This is a genomic window from Nitrosomonas sp., from assembly GCF_024282095.1.
Classification (GTDB): domain Bacteria; phylum Pseudomonadota; class Gammaproteobacteria; order Burkholderiales; family Nitrosomonadaceae; genus Nitrosomonas.
Genome location: NZ_JAMWZS010000001.1, coordinates 41958 through 59379, shown reverse-complemented (window position 1 = coordinate 59379; position 17422 = coordinate 41958). Strand labels below are relative to the sequence as shown.

The 17422-nt window shown below is 45.4% G+C and carries 15 protein-coding genes and 1 pseudogene; 9 read left to right on the top strand and 7 right to left on the bottom strand.

The features are described from left to right. Positions 1-220: 220 nt before the first annotated feature. On the top strand, positions 221-460 hold the full coding sequence (locus Q0K92_RS00235) for a hypothetical protein (protein WP_297323788.1): 240 nt from the start codon (positions 221-223) through the stop codon (positions 458-460). A gap of 52 nt (positions 461-512) precedes the next feature. Here the strand turns inward: Q0K92_RS00235 and Q0K92_RS00230 are convergent, their stop codons facing one another. Genes Q0K92_RS00230 through amrB form a run of 4 tightly spaced genes read right to left on the bottom strand, consistent with a single transcriptional unit; the run spans position 513 to position 3616 of the window. Continuing rightward, the gene (locus tag Q0K92_RS00230) at positions 513-1142 is read right to left on the bottom strand and encodes a dienelactone hydrolase family protein (protein WP_297323787.1); all 630 of its coding nucleotides are present in this window, start codon (positions 1140-1142) and stop codon (positions 513-515) included. Next, complete coding sequence (gene amrS, locus Q0K92_RS00225; RefSeq protein WP_297323786.1) at positions 1139-2236, bottom strand: AmmeMemoRadiSam system radical SAM enzyme; 1098 nt, start codon at positions 2234-2236, stop codon at positions 1139-1141. Before amrS ends, Q0K92_RS00230 begins: the two co-directional genes overlap by 4 nt. Continuing rightward, positions 2229-2819 (bottom strand): AmmeMemoRadiSam system protein A, encoded by a 591-nt coding sequence (amrA, locus tag Q0K92_RS00220; protein ID WP_297323785.1) that lies wholly within the window; start codon positions 2817-2819, stop codon positions 2229-2231. The genes amrS and amrA overlap by 8 nt, the downstream gene beginning before the upstream one ends. Positions 2820-2830: 11 nt before the next feature. Further along, entirely contained in the window at positions 2831-3616 is a 786-nt protein-coding gene (amrB, locus tag Q0K92_RS00215; RefSeq protein WP_297323784.1) for an AmmeMemoRadiSam system protein B, read from the bottom strand. Positions 3617-4063: 447 nt separating this feature from the next. Between amrB and Q0K92_RS00210 the strand changes: the two genes are divergently transcribed. The 4 genes and pseudogenes from Q0K92_RS00210 to smbP all read left to right on the top strand — a co-directional run bounded on the left by Q0K92_RS00210 (position 4064) and on the right by smbP (position 7205). Then, a complete protein-coding gene (locus Q0K92_RS00210) occupies positions 4064-5230 on the top strand; it encodes a beta-galactosidase (RefSeq protein ID WP_297323783.1) in 1167 nt (388 codons plus the stop codon). A 37-nt stretch (positions 5231-5267) separates the two neighbouring features. Then, a pseudogene (locus Q0K92_RS00205) lies at positions 5268-5828 on the top strand (DUF2278 family protein); the annotation flags it as partial. 279 nt (positions 5829-6107) lie between these two features. Next, entirely contained in the window at positions 6108-6638 is a 531-nt protein-coding gene (locus Q0K92_RS00200; RefSeq protein ID WP_297323782.1) for a hypothetical protein, read from the top strand. Between the two features lie 201 nt (positions 6639-6839). Continuing rightward, positions 6840-7205 (top strand): small metal-binding protein SmbP, encoded by a 366-nt coding sequence (gene smbP / locus Q0K92_RS00195; protein ID WP_297323781.1) that lies wholly within the window; start codon positions 6840-6842, stop codon positions 7203-7205. A 157-nt stretch (positions 7206-7362) separates the two neighbouring features. Here smbP and Q0K92_RS00190 read toward each other — a convergent pair whose 3' ends face one another. After that, entirely contained in the window at positions 7363-8118 is a 756-nt protein-coding gene (locus Q0K92_RS00190; protein WP_297323780.1) for an endonuclease/exonuclease/phosphatase family protein, read from the bottom strand. Between the two features lie 109 nt (positions 8119-8227). On the opposite strand from Q0K92_RS00190, the gene Q0K92_RS00185 reads away from it, so the two are divergent. Together Q0K92_RS00185 and Q0K92_RS00180 are read left to right on the top strand one after the other, a co-directional pair. Beyond that, the gene (locus Q0K92_RS00185) at positions 8228-8854 is read left to right on the top strand and encodes a CDP-alcohol phosphatidyltransferase family protein (protein WP_297323779.1); all 627 of its coding nucleotides are present in this window, start codon (positions 8228-8230) and stop codon (positions 8852-8854) included. 148 nt (positions 8855-9002) lie between these two features. Then, entirely contained in the window at positions 9003-10232 is a 1230-nt protein-coding gene (locus Q0K92_RS00180; RefSeq protein ID WP_297323778.1) for an EAL domain-containing protein, read from the top strand. Between the two features lie 184 nt (positions 10233-10416). Here Q0K92_RS00180 and Q0K92_RS00175 read toward each other — a convergent pair whose 3' ends face one another. Together Q0K92_RS00175 and Q0K92_RS00170 are read right to left on the bottom strand one after the other, a co-directional pair. Further along, the gene (locus tag Q0K92_RS00175; protein WP_297323777.1) at positions 10417-14169 is read right to left on the bottom strand and encodes an ATP-binding protein; all 3753 of its coding nucleotides are present in this window, start codon (positions 14167-14169) and stop codon (positions 10417-10419) included. Between the two features lie 150 nt (positions 14170-14319). Continuing rightward, positions 14320-15222, bottom strand: coding sequence for an SPFH domain-containing protein (locus Q0K92_RS00170; protein ID WP_297323776.1), 903 nt, complete (start codon positions 15220-15222; stop codon positions 14320-14322). A 220-nt stretch (positions 15223-15442) separates the two neighbouring features. Here Q0K92_RS00170 and Q0K92_RS00165 point away from each other — a divergent pair, with 220 nt between their 5' ends. Both Q0K92_RS00165 and Q0K92_RS00160 read left to right on the top strand, forming a co-directional pair. After that, a complete protein-coding gene (locus Q0K92_RS00165) occupies positions 15443-16153 on the top strand; it encodes an OmpA family protein (protein WP_297323775.1) in 711 nt (236 codons plus the stop codon). Further along, positions 16153-17418, top strand: a complete 1266-nt coding sequence (locus Q0K92_RS00160) for an AAA family ATPase (RefSeq protein ID WP_297323774.1) — start codon at positions 16153-16155, stop codon at positions 17416-17418. The genes Q0K92_RS00165 and Q0K92_RS00160 overlap by 1 nt, the downstream gene beginning before the upstream one ends. The last annotated feature ends 4 nt before the right edge of the window (positions 17419-17422 follow it).

Sequence of the window (17422 nt, the reverse complement as noted above, 5' to 3'; positions counted from 1 at the left end):
TGCCGTGTCAAAGGCGTCATTTCCCGCACCACCGTTCAGAATTTCGCTTTTACTGGTAGTCATCCCCGTTCCCTGCCGTAAATAAATATCGTTATTTACATGATCTTCAAGACGATGACATGGGCTCTCATTGACTAATATCAAAGAATTCATCGGTGTTTTTGGTCAGTATAGCTATCGACCAATTTAAGACCAGTTAGCTAACAAGGAGAACGATCAAATGCGCAACAAAACACTTGGGATACATACTGAGAAATCTACGCTTGAAAACCAGCTCATTCCTATCAACGATAAACACCAGTCCCAGGACATGGCTACGTATTACCGTACTGATAAACATGATTCTAAAAGCAACAAGAGAAATGCTACTGAAGATTGGTTCGAAACCGAAGTAGATAATGAATTAGAAATGTTTGATATCGACACCAGTGATTTTCAGTTGCCGGAAGATGATTTCTAATAGAAAATCAAATAATTGACGCAATATTTCCTAGTAGTTAATAGCACGAGCTTCAATGCAGATAGTTTAAGAACCAATGGGCGGCAAGCTGCGCAGCCTGCTCCAGCGTACCCGGTTCTGCAAATAAATGTGTCGCTCCAGGCACAAGCACGAGTTTCTTCTCACATTTCACCAGCGCATGAGCTTGTTCGTTCAGCTCAATCACACCATGATCCTCGCTACCAACGACGAGCAATGTCGGCGCAATCACTTGACCTAGCGCAATTTCCCCCGCCAAATCAGGGCGCCCGCCGCGTGATACCACGGCGGCAACTGCGCCCCCCATCTTAGCGGCTGCCTGTAGTGCTGCGGCGGCACCGGTGCTGGCACCGAAGTAACCAACAGGTGAAATCTTTGTTTCAGGATTAGCCTGGAGCCAGGCAGTGGCAGCAAGCAAGCGATGCGTCAGCAGATCGATGTCGAAACGCATCGCATCATTCTGGTCTTCCGCACGTGTCAGCAGATCAAACAGCAACGTGCCGATACCCTGTTGCTGTAATACATTGGCAACAAAGGTGTTGCGGGGACTGAAACGGCTGCTGCCGCTACCGTGCGCGAACAGCACGACACCGGATGCAGCAGGCGGCAATACCAATTCACCAGCCAATTCAACGGCATCGACTGGGATTTTCACGGCTGTCATGCAACTGCTCCAACCCTGACCGGGATACGCTGCCTGCCGAATTGGCCGGCAAATTGTCCAAAACGGCCTGCAATCGTAGCATTACAATTGTCACAGCGACCATCCTGAGTCAAGCGATATTGCTTGATTTCATACCAGTCGCGCACAATCAGTTCCGTTGCGCATGCCGGGCAATACGTTGTATCGCCTGCCACATGATGGACATTGCCGGTATACACATACCGTAACCCGGCATCCAGTGCGATCTTGCGCGCCTGAATCAGCGTTTTAGCCGGTGTAGCCGGTTTATCGTTGAGTTTGTAATCCGGATGAAAAGCGCTGAAATGCAATGGCACATCGGTACCCAGTGCTTTGACGATCCACTCGCTCATCGCGCTGATTTCCTGGGCTGAGTCATTCAGATCCGGAATTAGTAACGTCGTCAACTCAAACCACACATTGGTTTCATGCTTAAGATACTGTAATGTCTCCAGCACAGGTTGCAGATGCGATCCGGTCTGCCTGACATAAAATTCATCGGTAAATGCTTTGAGATCAACGTTGGCGGCATCCATCTTGGCAAAAAAATCACGTCGCGGTTGCGCGTGAATATAACCCGCCGTTACAGCGACAGTTTTGATGTTCCTGGCATGACAGGCATCGGCCACATCCATTGCATACTCGGCGAAAATCACCGGATCGTTATAAGTAAACGCCACACTCTTGCAGCCATACCGTTCCGCACACTGCGCAATAGCTTCCGGACTGGCCTGATCAAGCAACCTGTCAAAGCTGCGTGATTTGGAAATATCCCAGTTCTGGCAAAATTTGCAGGCAAGATTACAGCCTGCCGTGCCAAACGACAAAACGCTGCTACCGGGATAAAAATGATTCAATGGCTTTTTTTCGATGGGGTCGATACAAAAACCGGACGAACGCCCGTATGTCGTCAGCACCATGGCGTCACCAACACGACCACGGACGAAACAGGCGCCACGCTGCCCTTCATGTAATTTGCAATCACGCGGACACAAATCACATTGAATCCGACCGTCATCCAACGCGTGCCAGTATTTGGCTGGGTGTTGTTCAACGCCACTAATCGGCTCATCCATGCGCATGCTCCTTGCAATAATCTGCTTCACGCCACTTGCTCACGGTATACCGGGATAACTGAATATCTTCAGCCCAGAAATCTTCAGCCAACCTGGCTTTCGACTTTAACCTGGCGAGAAATTGCTGCGGTTGCGGCAGACTTTCCCATACCTGAGGCAAAAAGGTACTGCGATAAGATCCATACTCAAACACCACGCCGTCAATATTCGGACGCAATTGTGCCAGCGCATCGGCTTCACTGCTGAAATCCATCGGTTGTAATTCAGAGAGTAGTGACACTTCCACGCTGACCGTATCTAACTCATCCGCCGCCAATGGCATAAAACGAGGATCGTACAGTGCTGCTGATACCGCATTATTGCTGACATCTTCAATCAACGGATCACAAGCCTGCAACGAACCGATGCAGCCGCGCAATTCATCCCATTGCGTCAGGGTGACAAACGTGGCTCCCGGCCGGGAAAGCCATGGCATATTCTCGTTCACTGCCGCAGGCGCACAAGATACGTGCAAAGCACGGGAAATAGCGGCGCGCGCAATGTGCAACAGTATTCTTCCTTGCTCATTTTTCTCAAGTGACATGTTTGTTCCCCCTATTCGTTAAATGCAATCGCTGCATAACCCACCACTTGATTCCGCGATCCCGCCGTATCCCCGGAGTTTCTCAAATCCAGCAAATGCGGCGTGAGATGATGTTTTTGAGCTGCCATGATCAGCCCATTGATGGGGATACTGCCGCACGCATGATCATGTTCAATAGGGTGCCGCAACTGCAGTATCGACTGAACCGTTTCACTGTCCACGCGCTGCGCTGTCGCATACGGTAAATAATGCGAAAGATCGGAACTGATCACAATCAGAGTTTCCTGCCCGCCCCACACGTAATTCAACACCTCAGCCACCTCTTCCGCCGCTGCCATGCCGACCGCCAATGGCAACAAGGTAAACTCGTCCAGTATGCTTTGCAAGAACGGCAATTGCACTTCCAGTGAATGCTCCAGCGCATGCACCTCTTTATTGACAGTCACTTGCGGCAAATATGCAATCGCATGCACCAAATCCACATCCAGCTTCACGCTGCCCAGCGGCGTATCAAACACATCCACGCCAGGCAAAGCTAAACCACGTACAGCAATACGATGTGCAGGCCCAAGCAACACCACGCGCTGAATGATCGCAGCGACAGCACTCAGATTCGCATACGCCGCCGCAGCCACAGCACCCGAATAGATATACCCGGCATGCGGAACGATCAATACCTTTGGTTTTAAATCATGCACGCTCGCTTCTGCAAGCAAGTGCTGCACATCCTGTTTAAGTTGCCATGCATCAGCGGGATAAAACAAGCCTGCCACCGCCGGTGAACGAATCGTTGTCATAATGTTTCCTCCCCCTTTGTATTATTCATGTAAATATAAGACACAAAATCAAGAAAAAAATTGCAGCGATATCATTGCTGTCAGCATAGAATATTTACATATAATTCAATATATTATTTCATACACCCAGCCCTATTCATCTGATGATAAAGGTATAAATAGACATTTCGGTATTTTTACATAACCGAAGTTTCTTGCATTGAAACGAACTGATGTTATCCTGAAAATGGATTTTGCTTTTATTCATAATGCTTCTTTATACTTATTCCAGCGATTGTCACCGTTGTCCCAGTTCCACGATTGATTGTTGTGATTGTTCTGGTTAAATTATTTTCTACAGTGAGTAACTTGGGAGGTAAAAAATGCACTTCTCTACCATTCAAGGCATCGATTGCTCATCACACAGAAGAAAAAGCGTAAAACTTATTTTTAACAAGGATCCTGCATATGAAAATCAATACCTCCCCAGCACCTGTGTGTAATGATCATCACCTGAATACAGTGAAACACAAGCATGCGATATCCATCGCATTGCTGTTCGTGATAGGCATCGCTTGGATTGCCTGCGGTGTAGCATATGCCGCCGACAAGACAACCACCTCAACCGCTACTGCGGTGAAATGGCATCCAGGTCATTACTACACGTTGATGGGTAAGGGTAAGGATGATCCCAAATATATGGCGCAGGTATATCGAGAACTCAAAAAAACACCGGCGTTACGTGGTATACAAATTCGCTATGAATGGGCAGAGCTGGAACCGGAAGAGAATGTGTATGACTTTACATCCATTGAACAGCATCTTGCCGAACTTGCCGCTCAAAAAAAACGACTGATTATTCTGCTGCAAACCAAATCATTCGATCCGCAATCAGCTTTCGTACCCGACTATCTGAAAGAGAAAAAGTATGACGACGGTGTGTTTCCTTTTAGTACGTTTGGCAAAAAAACTATTCGAGGATACAACCTGAAGTTGTGGAACCCTCTCGTACAGGATCGCATAGCTGCCCTCATGAATGCATTGGGAAAACGCTTCAATGCTCACCCGTATTTCGAGGGAATCGGTTTGACAGAAACAGCCTTTGGACAACCGATGGTGGAAATATCCAATAACCAATTAGATAATTATTACAGTGGCTTGCTCAACATTAATCAACAATTGCGCAAATCCTTTCCTAATACCATGACGTATCAATTCACCAACTATCCGCGCCCGATGCTCAAATCATTCGTTGGTAAGCTAAAAGAAATGGGAACCGGGTTGGGTGGTCCGGATGTTTTTATCGACGAACCGGGATTACACCACAATCAATCCAATGCGCCAAAAGGTGTTTATCATCATTATCCTGAACTCTCCGGCATAGTACCTCTGACGCCTTCAGTTATGCAGACAAACTATGCGAATACGCGGCACGACAAAACCGGTAAAGCGCCCACTGTTGCAGAGTTATTTTCTTTCGCCCGTGATAGATTGAAAGCTAATTATATTTTCTGGACACGCGCTCCAGGATATTTTCCCAAGGTGTTGGAAATGCTCAATGGGCTTCAAACCGGCGATCCCGCTGGCGGCTTGGATGCGACTTGTCCCAAAGCCTATCCCGCTTGCATCGATTGACAAGCTCGTTGAAAAATATGTCTGAGGTGAACGCTGGGGTCCGGAAAGCAACAAAGCGGACAAATATTTCGGTTTTGTGCCAGGTAACGGTATTCATGATATTCACATGAACCAGGGCAATGTCGGAAGTTTTATCGCAGACGATGGCGTATGGCAGGATGGCGGCCTGCTGTTCCACTTTCCGCTGCAACAACAATGGACAGCTGTTTTTCTTAAATTCCAGTCACAAAGTTGGCATACTGATGATACAACAGGCCATACAATTGTTGATGACATTGAAGATGGATTGATACGCATTGTCGCAGCAATGGTCAATTCCAAGCAATCCCCTGAAAAAGAATGGGTACATTTACTGAATGCCAGCGATCGCGTTATTTCCCTCAATGGTTGGCATTTAGCAGATAAACAGAAAATAAAAATGCCGTTAAGCGGTCAGTTGGATCCAAGTGCGACACTGCGTGTTGATATTCAACCTCCTATGACTTTATCCAATAAAGGCGGGATCATCACACTTTTAAACCAGAATGGATTAAAAGTACATGGCGTTTCTTATACAAAACAACAAGCAAACCAACCGGGTTGGACCATTGTTTTTTAATCAACCCAAGTGATTGGGCAAACATGTGGAATACTTACTTGTTGAATCATCATCTCGGCCGGAATTGTTAGAAACAACACAACAATTTCCGGTCGAAATTACCCACAGATATAAATTCTCAATACTGCCACTCTATTGCTTCGATATTTCCAGCAACTTAACATCCCTTTAAACAAGGCTATCTCCGCAGTCCCTTTTGTCCGAACAAACTACATTATCTTCTTCGATATCCCCGAATTAAATAGTAAAATAAAGCGTATTACATCAACGAAAACCCTTATGGCATTTATCGCAGACTCCATTACAACTTTCTATGACAAAGAACAGGACAGACTTAGCTTAATATTCAACGGCAAAGATAAGAAACAGTTACTGGGTCTCATGACACGCCAGTTTTTTAAAGGCTTACTAATTCAACTGCCTAACTGGCTCTCTCAACAGTATACTGCTGCTATGCCCAAGACATCCGAACAGCAGTGGGAAATCAATCACCTGCATCATCAGATATCGCAACAGAACGTAGCCGTTACGTATGGAAAAATACAATCCAATCATCAGATCGAATCTTTTCTAATTCACACCATCAATTTAACCAAAGGCGAATCGACCGATAGTGATCAGAAAATCAAACTTGAATTCCTGGATTCAAGCAAAACCACCGAAATTATCTTGGTACTCAGTGCTGCACAGCTGCATAAATTAATCGGGGAAATTCTCAAGCAGGTACATGCTTGGGATATCGAGAACCCATGGCAGGAAAAAGGTATAACTTCTTTTTCATCAGACACTAAAGATAGAATCGTGCACTGACTCCGCCACATATCATTGTAGCTTGCTGCTGTTCATACGAAATTAATGGTGTCGTCTACTATTATTTTTTCCACGATCTGTGATATAAGTAAATCATGTGCTGGTCAATGGAGAAAGAGCTGTTGGGAAAGTGATATGCCTTCTCGTGTTGGATTGATCGGTACAGTTTGCAGCAAGTGTTCACATTTTTAATATATCAATATGAAAAAAGGAGTCATTGTCATGCGAGCTATATCAGCAACGATTGCAGCAGGAACATTAGTATTGTTTATGAGCACCCAAGTTTGGGCAACTGATGCCGGGCATACTTCAGAAGCGATGGAACACGCTGGGAAATCCCAAGCGCATGGCGAAATGGGGCATGCAAAAGAAGCGCTTCAGCATGCAAAAGACAGCTTGACGCATGCTAAAGAAGCAGGTAAAGGACATGCCGATGCCCATAAACATATGGATGAAGCTGTTAAGCACTTAGAAGAAGCGATTAAACATGCTGAAATGGGTCATGGTGCTGAATCAGCTAAGCATTCCGAAGAAGCCATGAAACATATGCGCGAATCTAAACATTAATCGCTCAAATCAGCAATATCCTTGACCCTTGGCTTTACCGAGGGTCAATCTAATAAATCTCTCTTAGTAAAATTGTCCTGCCCTAAAATGGCAACTTGGGATCCACTCTTGATTCCTCTTATCATCTTTGTTTTCACTTGGCTATAAAGAAGATACGCTAAACCAATTTAAATTCGGCGAGCAATGGCGTGTGATCAGACAAACGGCGCCACGGCTGACCATACAAATGAATGCAGTTGACAATATCAAGACCGCGAAAATAAATACGATCCATCGATAATATAGGCAACCAGGCAGGAAAAGTACGAGCATAAGCACCGTGGGCGTGTTTAAAAACTTCCTGAACTCCCAAGTCTTGGTGCAAATAATATTCAGCACGACCACGCCAGTCATTAAAATCCCCGGCAATAATCAACGGCTCATCCGATGGAACATGGGAGTTGATGCGCTTGGCCAGCATTGAAAGTTGACGTTCTCTTTCAAGTTCAAACAAACCCAGATGAACGCAAATAATATGGATTTTCTGGTTGGTCCCAGGAATCTGAATTGTGCCATGTAGTAAGCTGCGACTGGCCGATCGCAACATGGAAACATTGATATTCTCCCATTCAATAAAGGGATACTTGCTCAAAATTGCATTACCATGGTGTCCTGATTTATAAATCACGTTCTTTCCATATGCATGATGGTGCCAAACCTGGTCGGCCAGAAATTCAAATTGCCGGTTATTAGGCCAATCATCAAAGCGGTTTTTGGATATGTTGCGTTCACCATGTACCTCTTGTAGAAAAACAACGTCCGCATCAATATGGCGTAGTGAGTTTTTTATCTCGTGCAGAATAAAACGCAGGTTAGTCGCGCTGAATCCCTTGTGAATATTGTAAGTCAGAACTTTTATCGATGTGCCGGACATAGCGTTTCAGAATTTTTGCGTTTTTTGCAAGTCATACTACCCATGAATTCCTTATACCCTATTTCTTCTCGACTGCGCAGCAACCATTGAATTTTAGTTAGGCATGATCATGATAAACCATACTAAAGATCAAATAATTAATTTGCCCAACCTGGTAAGCCTGATACGGATATTCATGGCACCGGTATTGTTTTATTTTGCATTCACTCAGCAGCCGTATTGGTTCATGGGCGTATTAGTATTTGCAGTGTTTACCGACGTATTGGATGGTTTTCTCGCCAGAATATTGCATCAAATCACCCAGCTGGGTTCGCACCTTGACAGCTGGGGTGATTTCATCATCTATTCAACGATGGCAATCTGTGCCTGGATATTATGGCCGGACATCATACTACGGGAAAAGCTTTATTTCATTATCATTGTCTTAAGCTTCACACTGCCGGTTTGTATCGGTCTCATCAAATTTCATACTGTCAGCAGCTATCACACGTGGAGTGTAAAGCTCGCCGTCGCGGTCACTGTGGTAGGTTATATCCTGCTTTTTACCGGCCTATCCGACTGGCCGTTCCGATTCGCTGCTTTATTTTGCCTGTATGCAGCCATTGAAGAAATCACGATTACACTGTTGATCCCGCACGAACTGGTGGATGTCAGAACAGCATGGCAAGCATTGAAGTATCGACAGAAAAACGAAGCAGCCATAAACAAGCTGCCAGAAAAAACACCAAAATGTTGAAATTGACAGAAACAACGGCTTGCGGTCTTGCACTTCATTAAATCGCCCACACTATTGAATCACTATCATCTTTATAGAAACACAGTGTATGATCTGTGAAAAGTGTCGTATCGTATATTCTTTCTCTATTATTTACTCGAAAACAGTCATGAACAGCACATCCACCATTAAGATCCTGATCCTTGACGACGACACTTTTATGCTCAAGCTCTTGACTCGCATGCTTGCCAAACAGGGCTATACCGCTGTCAGTTCTTGTGACAATGGTCGCGATGCGCTCAAAAGAATTGATGATGCTGATACTCGTCCCGATTTGATTCTACTCGATCTCAACATGCCGGATATGGACGGCATCGAATTTGTGCGATATCTGGTCGACCGGCAATATCATGGCGATCTCATTCTGGTCAGCGGTGAAGATGAGCGTATGCTGAAAACTGCCGAGAAATTGGTTCATGCGCATAAAATACCGATGCTTGGCTATCTGCATAAACCCGTTAATCCCGACAAATTATCTGAAGTAATGAGTCATTGGGAACCTCATTCTTCAGAAAATAAACCGCAATCCAATAAAAAAATTTATAGTGCGGAAGAATTACAGTCTGCCATTTCCAATCATGAATTAGTGAATTATTATCAGCCGAAAGTATCTGTGGAGACCGGTGAAGTGATTGGTGTCGAAACACTGGTGCGCTGGCATCACCCAACCGATGGTCTGGTATTTCCCGATCACTTTATCGGTATTGCAGAAAAAAATCATCTGATTAATGAACTGACCACCTGTGTCCTGACCAACGCCTTGACGCAAGCCAAAATATGGCGTGAAAATGGATTGAACCTGCGCGTGGCGATTAATGTTTCCATGGATAATCTGGCATCACTGGATTTCCAGGATCTCGTAGTCAAGCTGGTCACTCAGGCAGGTCTGTCACCACAAGGCATCGTGTTGGAAGTGACCGAAAGTCAGGTGATGGGCGCCGATGCACGGGTTCCACTCGAAATTCTGACGCGGTTGCGTCTCAAAAGATTTCATTTGTCGATTGATGACTTCGGTACCGGGCACTCATCATTAGCCCAATTGCGGGATATTCCTTTTGATGAACTCAAAATTGACCAAAGTTTTGTCCACCGCGCGTGGGCGGATGACACGCTACGCGCCATATATGACGCCAGTTTATCCGTGGCAAAACAATTAGGTATGGAAACTGTAGCGGAAGGTGTGGAAGATCAGCATGATTGGGAACTCTTACGTCAAACGGGATGTGATTTAGCACAGGGAAATTTTGTTTCAAGGCCATTACAGGCTGCCAATTTTTTCGATTGGATAGCAGAATGGAAAAACAGAGTAAGCAGTGGATTAATAGCTGATTCCGTGTAGTCTTTATTGGTCGATTATTATCAAAAGATCCATACTTACCACGTTGTTGAAAAACGTTTTCGAGGCGGTCGATACCAGGCAAAAACAGGTGATAAAGTGCAGTTTATGCATGCAATCAGCATGTTGAGCCTGTTTTTAACACCGTAGCGGCACGCAAATAATTTTTCAACAGCCTGGTAAAATCTCATGCATTTTTTTCATACAATGCAGCCAAATATGTTTCAACTGTAGCCATCTCTGCATCAAAACTGGGTAACAATTCTGTCAATACCTTTGCGTCGTTACTTTTGCCTGCCTGCTCCATGCTTGCACACAATTCACCCAATGCCAGCGCACCCACTGAGCGTGATGAAGATTTGAGTTTGTGTGCGAGTGAACCAACTGTCGCCCATTGTCCTGCTTGATATGCAATTCGTAGTTCTGCAGCTGTTTTTTCCGCGCTGGTGCGATAATCCTGCAGCATGTCTTTGATCATTTCCGGATCATTGCCTACCAGTTGTTCAAGAACACGGATATCCACCGGCATCGTAACTGATTCAGTTTCGGAAGCGGTCACGGCAGGTTGGGGTGCTGACTTTGCATCTGCAGCAGCTTTATTGCCGGATAAGTATTTTTCCAAGATTGATCGTAAATCTTCAAGTTGTGCCGGTTTGCTCAGATAATCATCCATACCGGTATTCAGACAGTGTTCCCTTTCACCTTTCAGCGCATTAGCAGTCAATGCGATGATGGGAATATGTTTCTGGCCGCCGGCTTCTTGCGCACGAACATTCTTTGTCAACTCAAAACCATCCATTTCCGGCATATGCAAATCTGTCAGCAATAGACCGTAATTCTCCTTCTGCAAACGTTTTAATGCTTCACTGCCATCATTTGCAATATCTGCAGCATAACCGAGTAAGTTAAGCTGTTGTTTAATCACTTTCTGGTTAATATCGTTATCCTCAGCCACCAGAATCAGTTTGCCCTGCCGCAAAGCATCTTCGCGCGAAACGGGCGCGGGTCCGGATTTGCTGAGTGCATCGGAGGATGATGTTTTTCCCTCACTTAATCCAACCCTTCCCGCCGCAATGGCCATTGCGCGAAGCAAGGATTGACGATACATCACATCGCCATCCAGTGTGACGATATCGATATCTTCAATGCGCGCTTGCCGGCGGCGGCCGCGCTTGATAATGATAAAGTGCGGTTCTATGTCAGATTGTATCGCGGTAGACTCAGCGGCTACCGTACGCCCTAATGCATTGGAACGAGTAGCAAATATCTTACGTAATTCCTCAATGGACGGCGTTTGTTGTCCGGCATCGATCACAATGAGCCACAAACCGGGAACCAGATTTTGGATAAGTTGACGCACTGAATCCAGATTAGACACCTGTTCGGCAGTTGCACCGGCACTTTTCAGATAAACAGCCAGGTCACTGCTTAAGCCATCCATGTCACCTAATATTAAGCAATTCAAACCAGTCAGATCGTCAATCTTACTATCAGTGATCGACGTAGCCGGCAACGGTTTAAATGGCATTTGTATAATAAAGGTGGAACCTTGCTGAGGCTCACTTTGCACGGCTATTTCCGCATCCATCAATTCCGCCAGATGGTGAGAAATAGCCAATCCGAGTCCGGTTCCGCCAAAACGTCTTGTGGTCGAAGCGTCACCTTGTGAAAAGGATTTAAAAAGCTTTTCCTGCGTTTCCTTATTCATACCGATACCGTTATCACTCACCTGAAATGTAATGATGACCTGATCAGGATGAGATTCTGCCAATAGCACGCGCACCGATACTTTGCCGTTTTTTTCCGGTCTACTGGAAAACTTGATTGCATTATTGACAATATTGATGAGCACCTGGCGCAGACGTAGCGGATCCCCCAATACATTTTCCGGAATTGCAGGATCAATAAACAGGGTCAACTCCACTTTCTTAGTCAATGCCAAATGTGCCAGCATGCCACAGGCATTTTCCACGACACTAGCCAAGCGCATGGGAATTTTTTCTATTTCCAGCTTGCCTGCTTCAATCTTGGAAAAATCAAGAATATCTTCAATAATGGCGAGTAAGGCATACGCTGAATCGCGTATTAAATTAGCCATTTCCATTTGATAACCACTCAAACTGGTTTGCCTCAACACATCAACCATGCCGATCACACCATTCATGGGCGTGCGAATTTCATGACTCATGGCGGCAAGAAAAGCCGATTTGGCTTTATTGGCCTGCTCGGCTTCAATTCTGGCCTGTTTTAAATCCTTCATGATGCGCACATGCTCACGGATATCGCGCATCACACCGGTAAAATGCCGTTTTCCGCCAACAAAATATTCGCTGACAGCCAGATACAATTCAATGCGTTCTCCATCCTTACGCACGCCTTCAACTTCACGGCCAAGGCCAATACCATGCGTACCGGATAAATAGGGGCGACCGACATATTCCTGACCATGTCCGGTACGGCAATAATTTTCCATATAACCGATATGCATACTACGATCCGGTTCTGGCACGATGATTGCGATGTTTTGTCCGATCATTTCATCATGGCTATAACCGAATAGTTTTCCCATCACCAAGTTAGCGGAAAGAATCGTACCTATTTCATCGGTAGTGACCACGCAGTCCACCATATGCTCAACGACAGAGCGCATTTCTTCTTCTTTAATGGCTAAAGCTGTATTGGCGCGCTGTAAATCATCGGTACGCGCGGCAACTCTGCATTCCAGTTCCTGATTCAGTTGCAGCAGATTTTCTTCAGCTTTGTTGCGTTGCTGATTACTGGCATCCAGTCGTTCCACCATATTGTTGAACGTGTCTGCGAGTTGCCTCATCTCGTCCCAACCTTCAATCGCAGCACGTTGATGTAAATTGCCTGCCGATATTTCCAAGGCACTTTGATTCAAGTGTTTTAAAGGATCCACAACACGACGATTAAACAATACAGCACCCAATAGGGCAGCCACTAATGTCAAAACCAAAATTACCAAACCGATAAAATGCAATTTATACACCGAGGCGAATGCTTCATCGGCATCAATATGCACCACGACGCCCCATTTCATGAGCGGCAAGTAGCGCCAGGCGGCAACCACTTCCTTGCCACGATAATCCAGCGTCAGCGCACCACCGGAATTACCATTCAAAGCATTTTGCATGGCTTCAGCAGTCGGTGTACCGAGCGGAATTTTGCGTTTCAAAGCAGCATCAGGATCGTACTTTAGCGGTGCCATGACTAAAGCAGAATCACCATCTTCAAGCCGTGCCACAACGGTTTCACCGCTGCTGCTAAGCCCAACGTTATTTGCGATCACTGCGAATACGCGTTCACTGTAGATTTGCAGCGCCAATACGCCTTTAATCTCTCCGTTTATAACTACCGGCGTCGCAACAAATGCCGCGATTGCACCCTTGGACGGTTCATAGCGTTCAAAGTCGGAGATACTGCTTTTTAAATTATCCAGCGCGTACCGGGTAACTTTACCGAGCCCGGTATCGCGATAGGGGCCTGTGAGTAAGTTAGTTGCAAAATCAGATTCATGCGCTTGCGTGTAGACGATATCGCCTTTAGTGGAAATCAGAAATATATCGTAATATTTCGCTTCCTGAACAAAGCGTTTGAAATTCTCACGATAACTGGCATCCAACTGGCGATAATCATCGGATTCCACACCGCTTTGTTCAAAAATTCTGGAAAATCCTATGAGGGCTTCATGTGTTGTGCTGGAATCACGCACCAAGCTGGAATCAAGAAAGCGTTCCTTCAAGTAGCTGTCAATCTGCTCAATCTTTTTATCAGCGATCGCAGACACATTTCGAATGGCGGAATTTTTAATTTCCTTTTCGAAGGTATGTAACAAGCTATTGCCAATAACCAATATTGGCAGTAAGGAAACCAATGTAAACCAAACAGCGAAACGCTGCGTAAGCGAAGTGAATTTCATCAGTTTCTCCTCACAACAATTACAACAAAGCTTGATAGCTTATTATCGAAAAGAAAGCGTCATTTTTCCTAGATTAAGATCAATTTGTTAAAAGCATCATATCATGCCGCTCAAGCAGACGGAGAAGCGCATTTAAACCATAAGCGCCCGTCATTGCGTCGTTTGCGCCATCTGAATTACCGGTTGCGCGCCGGTTTCCGACAATAATACGGTCATCATATTGGTAACCAGTACTGCACGCTGATCAGAAGTCAACGATACGATTTTCTTGTCCTCGAGGTTTTTCAGTGCCACCTCCACCATACCGACTGCGCCATCAACCAGTTTCTGACGCGCCATCACGACCGCTTCCGCTTGTTGACGCCGCAACATGGCATTGGCAATCTCCGGTGCATAGGCAAGATGGGCGATTTTGGCTTCTTCGATCACGATACCTGCCACATCGACATGCTGCTGTATAGATTCGCGCAACAACCCGGCAATCGCGTCCAAATCAGTGCGCAAGCTTTTCTTACGCTTTCCTTCGAGCACTTCAGTATCATCGTAGGCATGGCTGCTGGCAACCTGACGTACTGCCGATTCACTTTGGATTTGCAGATAATTCAGTACACTCTCGACATCGAAAACCGCCCGCGCGGTATCCTGCACACGCCATGCAACCACTGCCGCAATTTCAATCGGACTACCGCGTTCATCGTTGACCTTAAGCACCGGGGTATTCCAATTGTTGATACGCAGTGACACTCGCGTTCTACGATAAAATGGATTGACCCAAAAAAAACCGCTTTCGCATACAGTTCCAGCATAGCTGCCAAAAAAGATCATCACGGCTGCCTGGTTAGGCTCAAGCGTAAATAAGCCTTTGCAGCAAAATAGCGTTATTACCAGTAACACTGCTCCACCAATCAACTTAATAGGACTACCTGGCATAGCAACGAGGAAAACTGCAAACGCGAGTGCCGGCAACAATATCAGCAACATGATCCAACCGTTGGTACCGGTAATGATATGTTCATTGGTGCCAATGGCATTACTACTTGATCTCTGATTCAAAATCACTCTCCTTTTAAGTTCGCAAGTTTCAATCCATCAGTTCGCGTGATTTCTAAGAATGCAAATTCAATTGTAGTTGAAAATTTACCAATTAACTTTAAAACCCTTGATGACTAACTCATTCATATAAGCAAAGCACCGCTCAATACGCTAAAATATTCCGGCTTTAGTCCGTTGATACCTGTTTTCATTTAAAACATATTAAATCGAGTACTTGATTATGCGCTCCATTATGATTGGACTATCCCTGATATTTTTTACCTTATCCGCCTTCATCGTGTTCAGGGCATCGGAACTCTCGGTTCAGACACCCTTGGCCAATATCCCTTTAGCAGATTTGCCTTTGGTCAATACACCACCAGTTTACACACCTGCTTATCCAGATCATCCCAGCGATGCACCCGTTGAATCAAGTGCTATAACCCAAAATTCAGCGGAACGTCAGGATGCCGGTAGTGCTATTGCTACAGACTTGGAAACAACCAGCACAAAGCCTGAAGACAAGCCAATAACAACAGAAAAAATTAGCGAAAGCATTAAAGCCACAGATTTCGCAAATCATCCCCGCATCCTGACAGTCTTTGGCGGCCAAACATTTCGTTCCGGTCAGGATATCATCAACGATGCTGCCGCTTCCAAGATTGAGAAATTAATCAGTGAGATATCAGTATTTCCAAACAGCATTATTATTATAGAGGGACATACCGACAATATACCGACGGGTAAGTTACACAATGGCAACATGGAGCTATCAATACGCAGGGCGAAAGCGATTGCGAATATATTGATTTCTCGTGGCATACCGCAAGAACGAATTTCCGTCATTGGGTATGGCGACACCCGCCCGATAAGCACTAACAATACAGAAGAAGGTAGAGCAGCAAACCGTAGAGTCGAAGTAAAGCTTATGCTTAAAGAAGGGGAAAATTAATGCACATGTACGCGCAACACTTTAACCTCAACATACTCCCATTCGAGAATGTACCGGATCCACTGTTTTTTTATGATCAGGGCGACCATGCACGCATCCGCAAGCAGATATCCGGGTCTTTACAAAGCGGACGAGGATTAATCGTTGTAACCGGACCAATCGGCTCCGGCAAAACGACGCTCAGTCAGATGATAAAAGCTGATTTTCCTGAAAACATCAAATTAATATGGATGGCAGAACCACCTGCAAATAGTAGCGACCTCTATTTGTTCCTGGCTCAGGAACTGGGATTGCAGCCCTCTTCATCCGAAAAAACCTTTGTGATGCGGGATATCCGCAATGCACTTTTAAAGATCAATTCCGAAGGGAAGAAATGTCTGATCATCATCGATGAATCGCATTTGATGTCAGATGATGTGATCAATGGTGTCCGTTTGCTCAACAATCTTGAAGAAGGGTCCATTAAGCTCATTCAATTGCTGCTCCTCGGTCAGGAAGAATTATTGGAAATGATCAACAGACCGACGATGGAGCCCTTTAAACAGCGGATTGCCGCACTTGAAACGCTGGGGAGGATGAATGTCGAAGCCGTCAAAAGATATATCTCGCATCGCATCAAGGTTGCTGGCGGCACCCCCGATCTCATATCGGATACCGGATGGGAGGCACTTTCCATTGCATTTCACGCGGGTGGAACACCGCGAACCATCAACTCATTGTGCGACAGATCACTGAGTGTCGCATTTGAAAGGGAAAAACCCGCAGTTGATGCACATGATGTCTATGAAGCCACACAGCGCTTAGGATTGAGAACAGACGTTTTCCATTACATTGTTTCGTTGAAGAGTCAAGAAAGAAAAACTCAGGAAATGCACGCAGCAGCACAGCAGAGTGCTCCTGCAGCAACATCAACTGAAACACCACCAGCCAAAGCGCCATCATCTGAAGCACCGCCGCCTGAAGTACCACCGCCTATCAGGGAACAACAACCTGTTTCGCCCATTAGCAGAAAAACAAAACAAACTGTCAATGCTGCAATTAATGAAGCTCCGGATGAACTCAGGAAAAGAATGGAAATAACTGAATCATCCTATGAGGACATTGCCAATGTAATTAAAACGAAATATGACCAGAAAAGTTTGAAAATGCCGGCTGTATTACTGGCCGCATCGATGCTATCACTCGTTGCAAGCCTTGTATTCTTTTGTCATCGAACCGATTCGATAGGACTCATTGGCTGCATAATGGATCTATTCAGCTTTTAGATTA